We start from the raw sequence: 15,250 nt of genomic DNA on the forward strand, positions 1-15,250 counted from the left end.
ACTCGATGACCGATGACAACCCCTACAGCCGGGGCTGCGCTTGGGTTGACGGCGAATACGTGCCCATCCGTGACGCCAAGATCTCGCTGCTCGATGTCGGTTTCAGCCGCTCGGACGTGACCTACGACGTCGTCGCCGTGTGGAACGGGAAGTTCTTCCGGCTCGACGCCCACTTGGACCGCTTCGAGCGCAGCATGAAGAGCCTCCAGATGAGCCTGGAGCTCGACCGAGAGCAGATGGCCGCAATCCTCACCGAGTGCGTCCGCAAGTCAGCGCTACGCGAGTCCTATGTCGAGATGATCTCGACACGGGGCCGGCCGAGCCGCGAAAGCCGCAGCCCGTGGTCGTTCCAGAATCTGTTCTACGCCTATGCGATCCCGTACATCTGGATTGTCGAGCCCGACAAGCAGGAGACCGGCTCGCACCTGATCATCGCTCAGGACACCGTGCGCATCCCGACGTCATCGGTGGATCCGACGGTCAAGAACTTCCACTGGGGCGACCTGACCCGCGGCGCCTTCGAGGCCCGCGAGCGAGGTGGCAGCGTGGTCGTGCTGCCCGACCTCGACGGCAACCTCACCGAGGGTCCCGGCTTCAACATCTTCCTCGTTGCCGACGGCCAGCTGTACACGCCCGACGCCGGGGTGCTGGAAGGCATCACTCGCCGGACGATCCTCGACTTGGCCACCGAGCACGGCCTGACCGCCCATGTGGCCCCCATCCCGGCCGCCGATGCCGGCCGAGCCGACGAAGCGTTCATGACCAGCACGGCCGGCGGCGTCATGCCGGTCACGATGATCGACGGCCGGCCGCTCGGTGACGGCACGCCCGGTCCGTTCACGATGCAGCTCCGTCAGGCCTACTGGGACGCCCACGACGACCCCCGCTGGACCACGCCGATCGACTACTGAAGCCTCTGGCCGCCGCAGTGGCTTCCCCTCGCTGAGCTATTCGGCGGTGTGGGCGAGGATCGCTTCCCACACCTGCGGCCAGATTGGCTCAGGCAGCTCGTGACCGACTTGGTCGAGCGTCACCATGCGGGCTCCTTCGATCGCTTCGACCGTGGCCTCGCCGTGGGGATAGGGCAGGATCGGGTCCTCCGTGCCGTGGATGACGATGGTGGGCGTGGAGATATTCCGCAGTTTCGTGGACCGGTTCTCCTCGTCCATGAGTGCGAGGCCGTGATTGTTCATCGCCGGCCAGTTCGCAGCTCGGTCGTACTCGCGCTCGAAGATCGCCGTGAAGCGCCCCACGTCAAAGGGGACGCGGCTGCCGGCCAGCGCTTCGAACATCTCGATCCGCGATCGCACCCTGTCGCTGCGCGAGAGAGGTGGCTCGAGCGTGTACTTCATGTTGACGTCGATGACCTTCTGGTCCGGCGGCGGCAAGTCGGGCGTCTCGCCCATGAAAATCGCCCGCGCGATCTCCCCGCCTGAGGGCGTCGACATGATCGACGTCATGCTCCGGATGCGTCCGGGGTGATCGATGGCGACCTGCTGGCTGATCATCCCGCCCATCGATGCACCCACGAGGTGTGCGCTGGCGAGCCCGTACGCATCGAGCACGCCCACAGCGTCGTTCGCCATGTCGGCGAGCCCGTAGGTCTCCTGCTCGAGATCGAAGCTGGTGGTCTGGCCCGTGTCGCGGTTGTCGAACCGGATCACGTAGCGCCCGCCTTCGACAAGCCCGGCGATGAACCCTTCCTCCCACAGGATCATCTGGGCGCTGGCTCCCATCACCAGCAGGATTGGAGTGTCGCCCGGGTCGCCGAAGTCCTCGGTACAGATGTCGATGCCGTTGGCTTTGACCATGCGCTCGGCCATGTCAACCCCCTGCTGCTGCTTCGACGCTAGCCCTGGCGCGATCGCGGCGTTTTCTCGGCGGCAATCTCAGGTACTGGCGAGTGCGATGACCTCGAAGAGCGACTCGTAGCCGGCAAGACCAGGCCGGTCCGTGCGCTGGGGCACTCGAAACAGGATGATCTCCGAGGTCAGGCCGCTGTAGTCGGCGATGCGGGCAGCGCATCGAGCGGGAGTACCCGTGATGGTCATGGTGTCCACGACTTCGTCGGGAACCAAGCCGATCGCTTCGCGTATCTGGCCATCCGGCATGAGCCGTGAAGCAGCATCGGCGAATTCGTCGTAGCCGAGCTGGCGAAGCTGGGAGTCGTAGTACGGGTGCGGCACGGGGTGGAACAGCCCGCAGATGGTGGCCTTGGCGGCGTTGCGGGCCAGCTCTTCGTCTTCGTTGACGCTGAGAAACGACCCCATCAGGAACTCGACGCTGTCGGGACCGCGGCCTGCCTCGCCGGCGGCCTGTTGCGCCGCGGGCCGGACGATGTCGCGCATGAATTCGGCCGACGACATCACGCCGACGCCGACACCGTCGGCCACCTCACCTGCCAAGCGGACCATCTTGGGCCCCGAGGCGGACAGGTACACGGGAATCGACGGCCGCGTCGGCTCCCAGGAGGCCCGCCAGCGAATGCGGTGGTGGTCGCCTTCGTAGCGCACCGGCTCCCCCGCCCGGCCGGCCACGGCGCTGCGCACGATGTTGATGTAGTCGCGCAGCTTGCCGAGCGGACGGAAGTCGTCGACACCCATGTACCACTCGTTGAAGTGGCGGTTGCCGGTACCGAGGCCCAGAGTGAACCGGCCGCCGCTCATCTCGTCGAGGTCTCGGGCAGCGATTGCCGTGAGCCACGGCTCCCGCGCATACGCGTTGGCGATGTAGGTGCCCACGGTGACCCGCTCTGTGGCAGCAATGACCGCGGCCGCCGACACGAAGGCGCTGCGGCCGGCCTCCACGGTGTACATCGACTCCATCCCGGCGGCTTCGCCCTCACGGGCCAGCTCCACGAAATCCGCCATCGTGTCCTCAAAGCCCAGCAGCAGCCCGAGCGCGGGTTTCGACATGTCAGATACCTCTCTCTGGAGTGAACTAGAAGATCTCGCCGACGAGGTCAGCGTCACGGACGGCGGTCATGAGGTCGGTCCAGCCGTCGTCGGTTGCTCGCACCCACTTGCTGAGGTGCTCCATGCGCATCATCTCGGCAATGTCGGGATCTTCGGGATCCATGGCCACGAGGAGCTCGACGAACCGTTCGCTGTCAGCGTCGCTCAGGCTCGGGCCCGACGTGTAGGCGCAGTGGCAGTAGGGCCGAGTGCGCCACACCTCGACAATGTCGTCGGGGCCCAGTTCGTGGCGGCGCAGCAGGTAGCCGAGCCACGGCTCGAAGATGACGCCCGCGTCGGCTCGGCCGTCCATGACGGCTCCGAAGATCGTCCGGTCGTCCACCCATCGCTGCAGGTTGGAGTACTCAGTGGCCTCCAGCTCGACGAGTTCGCAGTCCGACCTGATGTCGAAGCCGTCTTCGGCCAGCTGGGCTGCCGGCAGCAGGTAGAGCTCGCTGGAAATGCCCACACCCAGGGCGAGACGCCGCCCACGCAGATCGTCCAGATCGGCGATGGCGGCATCGGCTCGGGCGACGATCAGCGAATGGACATCCTCATCGGTATCGCGCATCGCCAGCGTCCGGCAGGTGCCCGGTGACCGCAGCAGCAGCTGCGCGTGGGCCATCGGGGCGTTCCACGCAATATCAACGTGGCCGTCGAGCACTGCCGCGCACAGCGCGTCGTAGGTGGAATACAGCGCGTACTCCGTCTCGAGGCCGGCCTCGTTGAAGTACTTGCGGATGGCGTTCCAGATGAATACGGCCCGCTTCGGATCAGCAGCCGTGGCACCGATCACAAGCGGACGCGGGCGTTGGGTCATGGGATCATCCCCCCTTGACCAACGTAGTGCCGCTCTGGGCGGCGCGACTCAGCTCAGATCGAACCGGTCGAGGTCCATGACCTTCGCCCACGCCGCCACGAAGTCGGCCACGAACTTGGCCTCGCCGTCGTCACTGCCGTACACCTCAGCGATCGCCCGCAACTGCGAGTTGGAGCCGAAGACAAGGTCCACCGCGCTGGCGGTCCACTTGAGATCGCCGGAGTCACGGTCACGACCCGCGTAGGTGTGCTCGGTGTCGGACACCTGCCATTCGGTGCCCATGTCCAGCAGGTTCACGAAGAAGTCGTTGGTCAGCGTTCCGGCACGCTCGGTGAGCACTCCCAGCGACGAGCCGCCGGTGTTGGCACCGAGCACCCGCAGCCCGCCGACCAGCACCGTCATCTCCGGTGCGGTCAGTGACAGCAGGCTCGACCGGTCCACCAGCATCACCTCGGGACGGCGCTTGTCATCGGCTCGCCAGTAGTTGCGGAACCAGTCAGCAGTGGGCTCGAGCACTGCGAACGACTCGGCATCGGTCTGATCCGCCGAGGCATCGGTGCGTCCCGGCGAGAACGGAACCACGACATCGTGGCCAGCGGCGCGGGCGGCCTGTTCGATCCCGGCACAACCGCCCAAGACGATCAGGTCGGCCATCGACACTCGCTTTCCGCCGTCCGGGGCGCTGCTGAATGCCGCCTGGACTCCTTCCAGCGCTGTGAGCACCGCTGCCAGCTCAGCCGGGTCGTTGGCTTCCCAACCGTTCTGCGGAGCGAGCCGAATGCGTGCTCCGTTGGCGCCGCCTCGCAGGTCACTGTCGCGGAACGTTGACGCCGAGGCCCACGCGGCCTTCACCAGCTCCGACACCGACAGACCCGATTCGAGAATCGCGGTCTTGAGTGCTGCGACGTCGGCGTCGTCGACCAACTCGTGGTCGACTGTGGGGACCGGATCCTGCCAGATCAGCTGCTCGTCGGGGACCTCGGGCCCGAGGTAACGCGAGACCGGACCCATATCGCGGTGAGTGAGCTTGAACCATGCCCGGGCGAATGCATCTGCGAACTCATCGGGATGCTCGAGGAACCGCCGCGAGATGGGCTCGTAGATGGGGTCCATCCGCAGCGATAGGTCGGTGGTGAGCATCACCGGCGCGTGCCGCTTCGACGGATCGTGCGCATCGGGCACGGTGTCGGCCGCAGCGGGGTCGGTCGGCACCCACTGGTGTGCGCCCGCTGGACTCTGGGACAGCTCCCACTCGTAGCCGAACAGGACCTCGAAGAACGAGTTGTCCCACGTCACCGGCGTGGGCGTCCAGATGCCTTCCAGCCCGCTGGTGATCGTGTCGCCCGCCTTGCCGCTGCCGAACGTGCTCGTCCAGCCCAGACCCTGTTCCTCGAGGGCAGCGCCTTCGGGCTCGGGGCCGACGTGGGCATCGCCTTCAGCGGCGCCATGCGTCTTGCCGAAGGTGTGACCGCCGGCGATCAGCGCCACGGTCTCCTCGTCGCCCATGGCCATGCGGGCAAACGTCTCGCGGATGTCCCGCGCTGCTGCGAGCGGGTCGGGAGTGCCGTTCGGCCCCTCCGGGTTCACGTAGATGAGGCCCATCTGAACGGCACCGAGCGGGTTCGCCAGATCCCGGTCGCCGCTGTAGCGCTCGTCGTCGAGCCACACGTTCTCGGGACCCCAGTAGATGTCCTCCTCGGGCTCCCACACGTCCTCTCGGCCACCGCCGAAGCCGAAGGTCTCGAAGCCCATCGACTCCAGCGCCACGTTGCCCGCCAGGATCATCAGGTCGGCCCAGGAGATCTTGCGGCCGTACTTCTGCTTGACCGGCCACAGCAGCCGGCGTGCCTTGTCGAGGTTGGCATTGTCAGGCCAGCTGTTGAGCGGCGCGAAGCGGTGGGTGCCCGAACCGCCGCCGCCCCGGCCGTCGTGGATGCGGTAGGTGCCGGCGCTGTGCCACGCCATGCGGATCATCAGCGGCCCGTAGTGGCCGAAGTCGGCCGGCCACCAATCCTGCGAATCGGTCATGACCTCGGCGAGGTCGGCCTTCACCGCAGCGAGATCGAGCGTCTTGAATTCGGCGGCGTAGTCGAAACCCTTGTCGGTCGGGTCGATCTTCGGCGAGTTCTTGTTGAGCGGGCGCAGGTTCAGTTGCTCAGGCCACCACTGCTGATTGGCGAGCGAGCCCATGTTCGCCTGCTCGTGCAGCACTGGGCATCCGCCGGCGGCGGATGTCGCTGCGTCGGTGGTGCTGTTGTCAGTCATTTCTGCTCCTTGCGGAATGTGGAATGGTTCGGTGGATCGAAAGTGCCGTCGTCATGGTGAACTCTCGGCGAGGGCGGGCACTGCCTGGCATACCGGGCAGATACCCCAATAGATGACCTCGGCCTCGTCGATCGTGAATCCGTGGTCTTCGGCAGCCTCGAGGCAGGGTTGGTACCCCACAGCGCAGTCGACGTCGACCATCCGGCCGCAGCCCCGGCACACCAAGTGGTGGTGGTTGTCGTCGACCCGGTCCTCGTATCGGGCCGCCGACCGTGCCGGCTGGATGCGCCGGATCAGACCTTCTTCGGTCAACATGGCCAAAGCGTCGAATACTGCCTGTCTGGATACAGACCCGATACTGGCACGCACATCGCCGACCAGATCGTCAGCAGCGGCATGAGGTCGGGCAGACACAGCATTGAGCACCGCCAACCGCTGCGCGGTCACCTGGATCCCACGGTCCCGCAACATCTGCACGGTGTCCTGAGGCATGTGTCGACTATATCCGTTTCTGGACTCAGTCCAAAACCAGCACAGAACAAAAATCGTCCAGCCGCCAGCGAGCGCGTCTTGGGTCCGCTGACCGGCGCCGCGTACTCGACGGAAGGCGGAACCGGCGAAGCCGTATGCGCACTGATGACTGGCTGCGGCTGGAACAATTGCGATGTGGCGGGTGTCATTGATGAGCTGCTGCGGCGGATCGCTGAGTTTCACCGCAGCCGTACGGCTGTCCCCGAGTACCCGATGGTTGCCACGGTGCTCGACGCGCTCGACGAGGCCCGCAGCCCGGCCCTGGTCGAAGCTCGACACCTGCCGGTGCTGCGGCATCTTGATGCCGTCAAGCTCTGCGGCGACGGCGCCGTCGATGCGGTGCTCGAAGAGTTTCTCGCTCTCGCACCGGCGCTGCCGTGGATCCAGACCGCCGGCTATCGGGGCGTGCTGAGCCAGGACTTCCACGACAACTACGGCTACGTGCAGCTCATCGGCCCGACGTCAATTGTCGAGCACCGTTCGGTGAGGGTCGGCATCGGCGTCTGGGGACCGAACCTGCACTACCCCAGCCACCACCATGAGGCCGAGGAGCTGTACCACGTGCTGGCCGGCGAGCCGACATTCACCAGCGGCGACGGCGTGCCCCGAACGGCCGGGCCCGGTGACGCCGTGCATCACGCACCGTGGCAGCCGCACCAGCAGGACTTCGGCGCGACGCCGACGGTGCTGCTCTACTGCTGGACTGGCGAGGTGGTGGCCGATGCTGCACTCGTCGAGGGCGCGTGCTGACCGCTCGCGTACGTGTCAACCCTCAGCGACTGCCTTGAGGTTCTCCAGCGACTTGGCAATGTTGTTGACCAGCAGGCTGTGGCGGTTCATCTTCTGGAAGAACTCCTGGTCGAGGATCGGCGAATCGAAGCTCTCGGTGACTCGGCACCCCTCGTCGGTGGCTTCGATCTCATAGCGCCACAGCGTCTTGCGGCCGTCCTGGGCGGGTACCTCGAACGCCCATTCCCGGCCTGGCTCGGCGGCCACGACAATGCAGCCGGCATCCCACTTCATGTCACCGGCTTGGTTGTAGCCGCGGAACTTCGCCCCCACTTCAGGACCGGTCGAACCGTCCTCCCACTCGGACTTGTAGCACTCGGGGCTGACCTCGCTGATGCGGGAAAGATCCGTCAGGATCCCGTAGACCGATTCGGGGCTTGCGGCGATGTCGATGCTGGTACTGCCAGTGGTCTGAACCATCTGTGCTCTCCTCTGAGGGGTTCTTGGGCTACCCCGGCTGGGGCCGGCGTGATGGTAGCGAAGCCTCTTCGCCGGCGTGGAGGACCCTGTTGCACTGGTCGATAGCAACTCGTTCTGTGCTGCCCATCAGCGGTAGTCGTGAATCTCGATGTCGTCGAACTTCGTAGCGTCCGACACGGAGGCGGCAGCGCGAGCGCTTGAGAATTCACCGGGCCCCAAACCGAGAATCCTCCCCAGTGCCGACATCAGCTCGTCGGCCGCGCTGTCATCCCAACGCTGGCTGCGCCATCCGACATGGACATCGGGTCGCACAAGCAGTGCCCCGCTCTCGTGAACCTCGCTGATGCGGGCAAAATCCCCGTACAGGTCCTCGTACTCCTGGCCGGGGCCGATGACGTGCACGACGATCCCGATACCGAACGCCGCCTCCGCGGCCAAAGCGACGTCAATCCAGCCGATGCCGCTGTTGCCCGTGAGCAGCGCAAATCGGCCGTCGCCGCACAGGTAGAGCAACGAGGTCTTGCGGCCCCTCTTGAACACCCACCCGTGCGGCAGGTGCGCCCCGGGAAAACTGGTCGGCTGGTACCAGTCCTCGGCGTCCAGCTCATAGGGCGGCATGGACTCGCCATCGGGCGTAGCCACCGCAACCGAGTCGTACCGGTGATTCATCTCGATGCCGGGACAGTCGAACGCGCGGTATGAACCGGCAATCGCCTTGGTGAGCGCTGAGCGGAGTTCAGCGGTCTCAGGGTTGTTGTCCGACAACGCCGCCAGGCTCCGCTCAGCCTCGGTGGGGTCCGCACCGCGGCTCGCCGAGATCAGTGCGCCGAAGATCGGGAAGAGATACCGCCGTGACTGGAACGCCCCTACGGTGACCTCCTTGGCGACCGGGGCCCGCTCCTCGCTGTAGCTGTCGAGCAGGCTCGGGCTGGCAGTCCCCTGCACTACGAGGGCGAGCTTCCACGCCAGGTTGTACCCGTCCTGGATCGACGTGTTCGACCCCAGACCCTTCAGCGGCGGGTGCCGGTGGATCGCATCGCCAGCGCAGAACACCCTCCCGGCCTGCAGGTGCGTGGCGTATTCCTCGTTGAAGGTCCACAGCGACACCGAATCGATCTCCACCTCGACGGTGTCGTCGCCGATCATCCGGTGTGCGTGAGCGAGCGCCTCGTCATGGCTGAGACTGCTTCGGTTTTCGAGGTCGATCTGCCATGAACACACCCAGCGGTGCCACGGTCGCACCATCCGCAAGGCACCGATCTCGGGAAAGCCGGTCGTCCCGTTGGTCTGGACCATCCAGTAGAGCGAACTCGGCCGGTGGGCTACGAAATGCTCCAGATCGGCGTTGAAGACGATGTTGAACATTCCGACCTTGTTCTTCTCGCCCTCGAAGGGGAGACCGGCTTGCTCGGCGACCAGGGAGTTCGCGCCGTCGGCACCCACCAGGAACCGCGATCGCACCGTCAGCTCCTGGCCGGTCAGGCGATTGACGAGCTGCGACGTCACGCCCTCGTCGTCCTGGGCGAAGCCGAGAAACTCGGTGTTGAAGAAGACCTCCGCGCCGTGATGGGCGGCCGATCCCAGCAGGATGTTCTCGAGGAAATTCTGAGGCAGGTCGACGTTCTCTTCGGGCGTGCCCCACGCGTAGTTCTGCCCTCTGTCCGGGTGGGAGCCATACGTCCGTGTACGCCCAAGCTCGGCCCTGGCGAGACTGCGGCAGACCACGTTCTCGCCCATGAATTCGCTGGGCACGGCGTACAGCTTGGCCTGGTCGACCACACCGAGATCGGTGAGCACCTCCATCGTGCGGGGATTCGTGATGTGCGCCCGGGGTGTGCGGCAGGTCCAGCCGTAGCGATTGACCACGACGCAGCGAACGCCGGAACGGGCCAGTGCAAGCGCCGTAGTGGATCCCGCGGGTCCTGTGCCGACGACGAGCACATCGGTCTCGTAGATCACGGTGTTGTCGCTCATGATTCGGACGGCTGCGACGGCCGTCGGAATGTCGGGCTACCTCGTGTTCCGCGGCCAACGCCCGGTGAGCAACCCTAGGCGCGCGTGTCGAAAACCGCCGACCCAGGCTCTCTAGCCTCTCAGGCGCGCACAATCTCAACCCGAGAGCATCGAGAGGATGTCCCGCCATGAGCACATCCGAACCACTTTCAGGCCGCGTCGCATTGGTCACCGGCGTGTCTCGCGACTCTGGCATCGCAGCTGCCCTCGCAACTCTTCGCCAATCACCTCCTGACGCAAACGGTCTCGGCTAGGGGTGGTGCGCGTTTCGCGTTCGCATTCATGACTCATATCGACGGGCAAGTCAGTCAATAGCCTGTGCGGCCGGATCGTACGAGAGGACCCAACACACCCATGAGCATGTCGACGCTGAGCCACGTGACTGAGATTCCTGCCGGGCCTCCGCAGGCCGCTGCGGAGCACTTCGAGCGTCTGCTCGCATTCGAAACCGATTGCTGGGATGTGCATGAGTCGATGAAGAACGGTTCGCAGGACTTCGTTCTGCTCCACGTCAACGACGATCAATCGGGATTCGACGCAGGTCACATCGCCGGTGCAACCCACATGTACCACGCAACGATCACCGAGGAGTCCCTGGCGGCCTACCCGCCCGAGACGCTGTTCGTCGTCTACTGCGCGGGACCCCACTGCAACGCTGCGGACAAGGCCGGCGCGCGGCTCGCTCGGCTCGGCCGACCGGTCAAGAAAATGATCGGCGGCAAGTCCGGCTGGCTCGAAGAAGGCTTCGACCTCGTCACCAGCTGAGCCCCTCAGCCAACGAGCGGGCAACTCAGCGTCGCGGATCGGCCGCTCAGGCATCGAAGCTGCATGAGCGCCTGTGATACTTGCGCACGTGGCATATGGCAATGCTGCACGCGCGGGTGCCGCGCTTGCGTCGCTCACGCTCGCACTCGTCGCCGCGTGCAGCAGCCCCGAGGAAAGTTCCGGCCCAGTGACTTCGCCGCCGTCGCAGAGCGATGCAGCGGCAGCAGCGGCGCCAACCGACTCGGCGGTTGCCGTGAACGACACAGCTGCGGCCGAAGCGCCCGAGTCGCCCTCGGCATCTGCGCAGTTGCTGATCGACAGATGGCACGCCGCTGTCTCGGCATCGACCGGTGTATGGCCTGGCTATGAACTCGCAGCCATACCAGCAGTGCTGGTCTCCATCGACCGCGCAGGTGCTGTCTCGGCGGTGGTGGCGTTCAACCACCCGAACCCGGTTCCGCTGGGCAGCCCCATCCTGAGACTTGACGTCGGTGGCCACGAGGTTGCTGTCATCGCGGAACCGACCGATCCCGATGCGCTGTTCGCAATGGCGCCATTCGACTTCTACGCCGACATCGGCGGCACCGCCACCTTCGTGCTGATCGGCCAGCAAGGCGACCTGGGCACTGAGCCGGACTCGCCAGCGTTCTCAGCGCTGCTCGCACACGAGACATTCCATCGCTTCCAGTTTGACAATTGGTCCGAAGATGCAGCCGTCCACAGCCTCGAGGGATACGACCTCTCCCCAGCAGGTATCGAACTTGTGCTGCTGGAGGACCGCATCCTGATCAGCGCGTACGAAGCAGCCAGTGCAGCAGAAGCCGAACGCCTCGCCCGCCAGTTCACCGCCGTGCGCGCAGCCCGCCACGCGGCCAGCCCGAGCGTCGGCCTCGACGAGCAGCAGGAACGAATCGAAGGCTCGGCGCGCTACCTCGAGCATCTGATCGGCGATGCGCTCGACGGCACCTACACCTCGACGAATCATGCCGGCGAGCTCATGTTCTACGACGACATGGACGCCGATGCCGCCGCACAACTCGACGGCATCACTTCGTTCTTCGGGTTCGGTCGCTTCTACAGCAGCGGTGCCACCCTGCTGTCCCTGGCCCACCGTCTCGGCGCACCGATCGACGACATCGCCTCCCGGCTGAGCGACAGCACGACTCCCGCCCAGATGCTGGAACAACTCGTCGAGCCCGTAGGCGAGATCGGCGACGAAGTGGATGCCGCCTGGGCCGAGCACGACTCTGAGGGCCGTCTGCGTGCGGTGGCGGCGATTCTGGCAGAACGGGCGTTGCAGGAGGACAGCTCCGGCTTCGGCACCGAGACCCCCATGGGCTCATTCGACGTCAGCGACGAGCAGATCGACTGTCTCACCGAACACGGCATCGACATCACGGCGGACAACTTCACCATCCCCGACGACATCGCCCAAGCCTGCTTCAACGACGATCGCGGCGAATAGCTTCCAACGCGATTCAAACACGCATGTCGGCTCGCCGTTGCCAGCGAGCCAATCGTCACGCTCGCTTCATTCGTCGGCTGGAGTCAGATGGGGAAGGTCACTCCGGTGACGTCTTCAGAGGCAGCCCACACCTGCCGTTGCAGCTCGGCGTCGCGTGAACGGTCACTGGAGCCCACGAGCACCGGGTGCCCGCGCATCTCGAACCAGCCGTCCGAGCCGTAGAACTCTCCTCCGGCAGCGGCTGGATCGGTGGCGGCCCGCAGCGTGGCGAGAGCACCCGTTGCAGCACTGTTGCGCAAGGGGCCAATCAACGGCTCAATGAATCGGATGCCCCGGAAGTGGCGCAGGATTTCTGTCTCGGCCCAGCCAGGATGAGCCGCCAGCGCCACGGCCGGCGAGCCAGCAGCCTCCAGCCGACGCTGCAGCTCGTAGGTGAACAGCAGATTCGCCAGCTTCGAGCGTCCGTAGGCAGCCGACTGGCTGCGACCTTGCTCTAGCCCGAAGCGGTCGAAGTCGATGTAGGCGCGATAGCGGTGCGCGTTGCTGCTGACCGTGACGATCCGTGATCCCGGAGTGCCGACAAGCCGATCCAGCAGCAAGCCCGTCAGCGCAAAGTGCCCAAGGTGATTCGTGCCGAACCGGATCTCAAACCCGTCCGTTGTCTGCCGGCGGGGTGTGTGAAAGACCCCTGCATTGTTCACGAGCAGGTCGATGCGCCCGTATCGCTCCCGGAGGTCGGCGGCGGCGCTGCGCACCGAGTTCAGCAATGCCAAGTCGAGCTCCACCAGCTCCAGGTGAGCAGCTGGGTGGTTTGCCTCGATGTCGGCAACCGCTGCTTCGCCCTTGGCGAGATCCCGCACTGCGAGCACCACGTGAGCACCCCGACCGGCCAACGCCCGGGCCGTTTCCAGCCCGTTCCCCGAATTGGCGCCGGTCACGATCGCCACGCGCCCGGACTGGTCGGGGATGTATTCCTCTGTCCACTTGTTGACGGTCACTCAATCAGACAGTCTGGCGGTATCCCCGAAAGCGCCGGAGACGCAGACTGTTGGTCACCACGAACAGCGACGAGACGCCCATGGCCCCGGCGGCGATCATCGGATTGAGAACGCCAAGCGCTGCCAGCGGTATGGCGGCAGCGTTATAGGCGAAGGCCCAGAACAGGTTGCCCTTGATCGTCGACAGTGTCCGGCGTGACAGCGCTATCGCATCGGCGACGGCTCGCAGGTCACCGCTGACCACGGTGAGATCCGACGCCTCAATGGCCACGTCGGTGCCGGTGCCGACAGCGATGCCGAGATCGGCCTGCGCAAGCGCCGGGGCGTCATTGATGCCGTCCCCCACCATGGCCACCCGCTTGCCGCCGGCCTGGAGCCGCTGCACGGCGGCGGCCTTGTCGTCGGGATACACCTCGGCGATCACCGATTCGATGCCCGCCTGGGCAGCGATGGTGCGTGCGGTGCGCTCGTTGTCGCCGGTGAGCAGCGTGACCGCCAGACCCTGACGGCGGAGCGCCACGACTGCCTCGGCCGAGGTCGGCTTGATTCGGTCGGCCACCTCCAGGACGATCTCCGCGATACCGCCGCGGCCAGCAAGCACGGCCGTTGCACCTGTGGCCTCGGCATCGGCGGCCAGAGCCGCCACGTCTGGCGGCACGGCGTCGAACAGGCTGCGGCGACCCACCCGAATCTCGACGCCGCGAATCGTCGCCATCACACCCGCACCCGGCGTGATCTCGAACGCCTCCACATCTGCCAACGCGCTTATCGAACCGTCGACAGGCTCATCGACAGCGCCCCCGACAGATCCGGCGATCGCCTGAGCGATCGGATGTGACGACAACGACTCGGCCGATGCAGCCAGTCGATGCACTTCATCACGCTCGGCGCTCGGAAGCTCTCCTGCATGAACGCCGGTGAGGGTCATCGCACCTTCAGTGAGCGTGCCGGTCTTGTCCATCAGCACGACATCCACGGAGCGCGTGTCCTCGAGGATCTCGCCGCCCTTGATGATGACGCCGAGCTGAGCGCCCCGACCAGTTCCGACGAGGATTCCCAGCGGCGTCGCCAGCCCGAGGGCGCAGGGGCAAGCGATGATCAGCACCGCCACCGCGGCGCTGAACGCTGCTCCGGCGTCGTTGCCCAGGAGCAGCCACGCAACCAGCGTGACGACGGCCGTGGCAATGGCGATGGGCACGAACACCGCCGACACCCGATCGGCCAGCCGTTGCACTTCTGCACCACTGCCCTGCGCTTCGTTCACCAGGCGGATGATCTGAGCCAGCGCCGTTTCGGCGCCGATCTTCGTCGCCTCGACGACGAGCGCTCCATTTGCGTTGATCGTGGCGCCGATCACCTCGTCGCCGGGCCCCACCTCCACCGGCACGGGCTCGCCGGTCACCATCGACGCATCGACCGCAGACCGTCCCTCCACAACCACGCCGTCGGTGGCGATCCTCTCGCCCGGCCGGACAACGAACCGCATGCCAACCGCCAGGTCGGCAAGCGCAATTTCGCGGCCATCGACCAGTCGGGCCGTCCGCACGCCCAAGTCGGCGAGCGCCCGGATGGCGTCACCGGAACGGCGCTTAGCCCGAAGCTCCAGCCATTTGCCCAGCAAGATCAGCGTGACGATCACCGCGCCGGTTTCGAAGTACACATGGCCGTCGCCGATGTCGGCGACGGACACCGCCAGCGACCACGCCAGCGCCGACAGCGATCCCATCGACACGAGCGTGTCCATCGTGGTGGCGCCATGGCTCAGGTTCAACGCCGCCGCTCGATGAAACGGCCATCCAGATCCCACGATCACGACGGCCGCCAACACCGCGACCAACCATTCCCATCCGTCGAACTGCAGCGCCGGCATCATCGAGATCAGCAGCGACGGCACCGTCAGCACCGCACCGATGACCAACCGGGCCAGCAGGTCCGATCGGCGCCGCTTCTCGGCCGCCTCGCTGTCGCCGGCAGCGATGACCGAGTAGCCCAGCGCTGCGATCTCGGTCGCGACCAACGACTCGTCGAGCGATCCGTCGTGCGTGATCGTGGCCCGCCCCGTGGCGAAGTTCACCTGCGCCGCCGCCACAGCATCCAACCCATCGAGCCGGTTCTGGATCCGGCTGGCGCAGGCAGCACAGGTCATCCCGTCGATCGCCAGCTCGGCTCGGGCGGTGCCCGTGGTCACATACGCACTCTAAAGATTCCAGCCAACTGGAAAGTCAAGTGG

Annotated in this window: 13 protein-coding genes; 4 read left to right on the plus strand and 9 right to left on the minus strand. The window is 65.8% G+C overall.

What is annotated here, in order from left to right; genetic code table 11:
* The first annotated feature begins 5 nt into the window (after positions 1-5).
* Positions 6-911 carry an aminotransferase class IV gene (locus ACOGI5_RS13740; protein WP_419864973.1) on the plus strand — a complete coding sequence of 302 codons (906 nt, stop codon included), beginning with the start codon at positions 6-8 and terminating at the stop codon, positions 909-911.
* 36 nt (positions 912-947) lie between these two features.
* On the opposite strand, the gene ACOGI5_RS13745 is transcribed toward ACOGI5_RS13740, so the two are convergent.
* The 5 genes from ACOGI5_RS13745 to ACOGI5_RS13765 form a co-directional block, all read right to left on the minus strand.
* Complete coding sequence (locus tag ACOGI5_RS13745; RefSeq protein WP_419864974.1) at positions 948-1,823, minus strand: alpha/beta fold hydrolase; 876 nt, start codon at positions 1,821-1,823, stop codon at positions 948-950.
* 66 nt (positions 1,824-1,889) lie between these two features.
* On the minus strand, positions 1,890-2,915 hold the full coding sequence (locus tag ACOGI5_RS13750; protein ID WP_419864975.1) for an LLM class flavin-dependent oxidoreductase: 1,026 nt from the start codon (positions 2,913-2,915) through the stop codon (positions 1,890-1,892).
* Positions 2,916-2,940: 25 nt separating this feature from the next.
* The gene (locus ACOGI5_RS13755) at positions 2,941-3,774 is read right to left on the minus strand and encodes a phosphate/phosphite/phosphonate ABC transporter substrate-binding protein (RefSeq protein WP_419864976.1); all 834 of its coding nucleotides are present in this window, start codon (positions 3,772-3,774) and stop codon (positions 2,941-2,943) included.
* 48 nt (positions 3,775-3,822) lie between these two features.
* Positions 3,823-6,039 (minus strand): catalase/peroxidase HPI, encoded by a 2,217-nt coding sequence (gene katG, locus ACOGI5_RS13760; RefSeq protein WP_419864977.1) that lies wholly within the window; start codon positions 6,037-6,039, stop codon positions 3,823-3,825.
* Positions 6,040-6,090: 51 nt separating this feature from the next.
* Complete coding sequence (locus ACOGI5_RS13765; protein ID WP_323672779.1) at positions 6,091-6,531, minus strand: Fur family transcriptional regulator; 441 nt, start codon at positions 6,529-6,531, stop codon at positions 6,091-6,093.
* A gap of 78 nt (positions 6,532-6,609) precedes the next feature.
* Between ACOGI5_RS13765 and ACOGI5_RS13770 the strand changes: the two genes are divergently transcribed.
* Positions 6,610-7,320, plus strand: coding sequence for a dimethylsulfonioproprionate lyase family protein (locus ACOGI5_RS13770; protein WP_419864978.1), 711 nt, complete (start codon positions 6,610-6,612; stop codon positions 7,318-7,320).
* 15 nt (positions 7,321-7,335) lie between these two features.
* On the opposite strand, the gene ACOGI5_RS13775 is transcribed toward ACOGI5_RS13770, so the two are convergent.
* The gene (locus ACOGI5_RS13775; RefSeq protein WP_419864979.1) at positions 7,336-7,779 is read right to left on the minus strand and encodes an SRPBCC family protein; all 444 of its coding nucleotides are present in this window, start codon (positions 7,777-7,779) and stop codon (positions 7,336-7,338) included.
* Between the two features lie 126 nt (positions 7,780-7,905).
* Positions 7,906-9,753, minus strand: coding sequence for an FAD-dependent oxidoreductase (locus ACOGI5_RS13780; protein ID WP_419864980.1), 1,848 nt, complete (start codon positions 9,751-9,753; stop codon positions 7,906-7,908).
* Between the two features lie 399 nt (positions 9,754-10,152).
* Here ACOGI5_RS13780 and ACOGI5_RS13785 point away from each other — a divergent pair, with 399 nt between their 5' ends.
* Both ACOGI5_RS13785 and ACOGI5_RS13790 read left to right on the plus strand, forming a co-directional pair.
* Positions 10,153-10,557, plus strand: coding sequence for a rhodanese-like domain-containing protein (locus ACOGI5_RS13785; protein ID WP_419865494.1), 405 nt, complete (start codon positions 10,153-10,155; stop codon positions 10,555-10,557).
* A gap of 88 nt (positions 10,558-10,645) precedes the next feature.
* The gene (locus ACOGI5_RS13790; RefSeq protein ID WP_419864981.1) at positions 10,646-12,022 is read left to right on the plus strand and encodes a hypothetical protein; all 1,377 of its coding nucleotides are present in this window, start codon (positions 10,646-10,648) and stop codon (positions 12,020-12,022) included.
* Positions 12,023-12,105: 83 nt separating this feature from the next.
* On the opposite strand, the gene ACOGI5_RS13795 is transcribed toward ACOGI5_RS13790, so the two are convergent.
* Positions 12,106-13,020: an oxidoreductase gene (locus ACOGI5_RS13795; RefSeq protein WP_419864982.1), complete on the minus strand. Its 915-nt coding sequence runs from the start codon at positions 13,018-13,020 to the stop codon at positions 12,106-12,108.
* A gap of 4 nt (positions 13,021-13,024) precedes the next feature.
* A complete protein-coding gene (locus ACOGI5_RS13800; RefSeq protein ID WP_419864983.1) occupies positions 13,025-15,208 on the minus strand; it encodes a heavy metal translocating P-type ATPase in 2,184 nt (727 codons plus the stop codon).
* Positions 15,209-15,250: the final 42 nt, after the last annotated feature.

The sequence above is a fragment of the Candidatus Poriferisodalis sp. genome, from assembly GCF_965208925.1.
Classification (GTDB): domain Bacteria; phylum Actinomycetota; class Acidimicrobiia; order Acidimicrobiales; family Poriferisodalaceae; genus Poriferisodalis.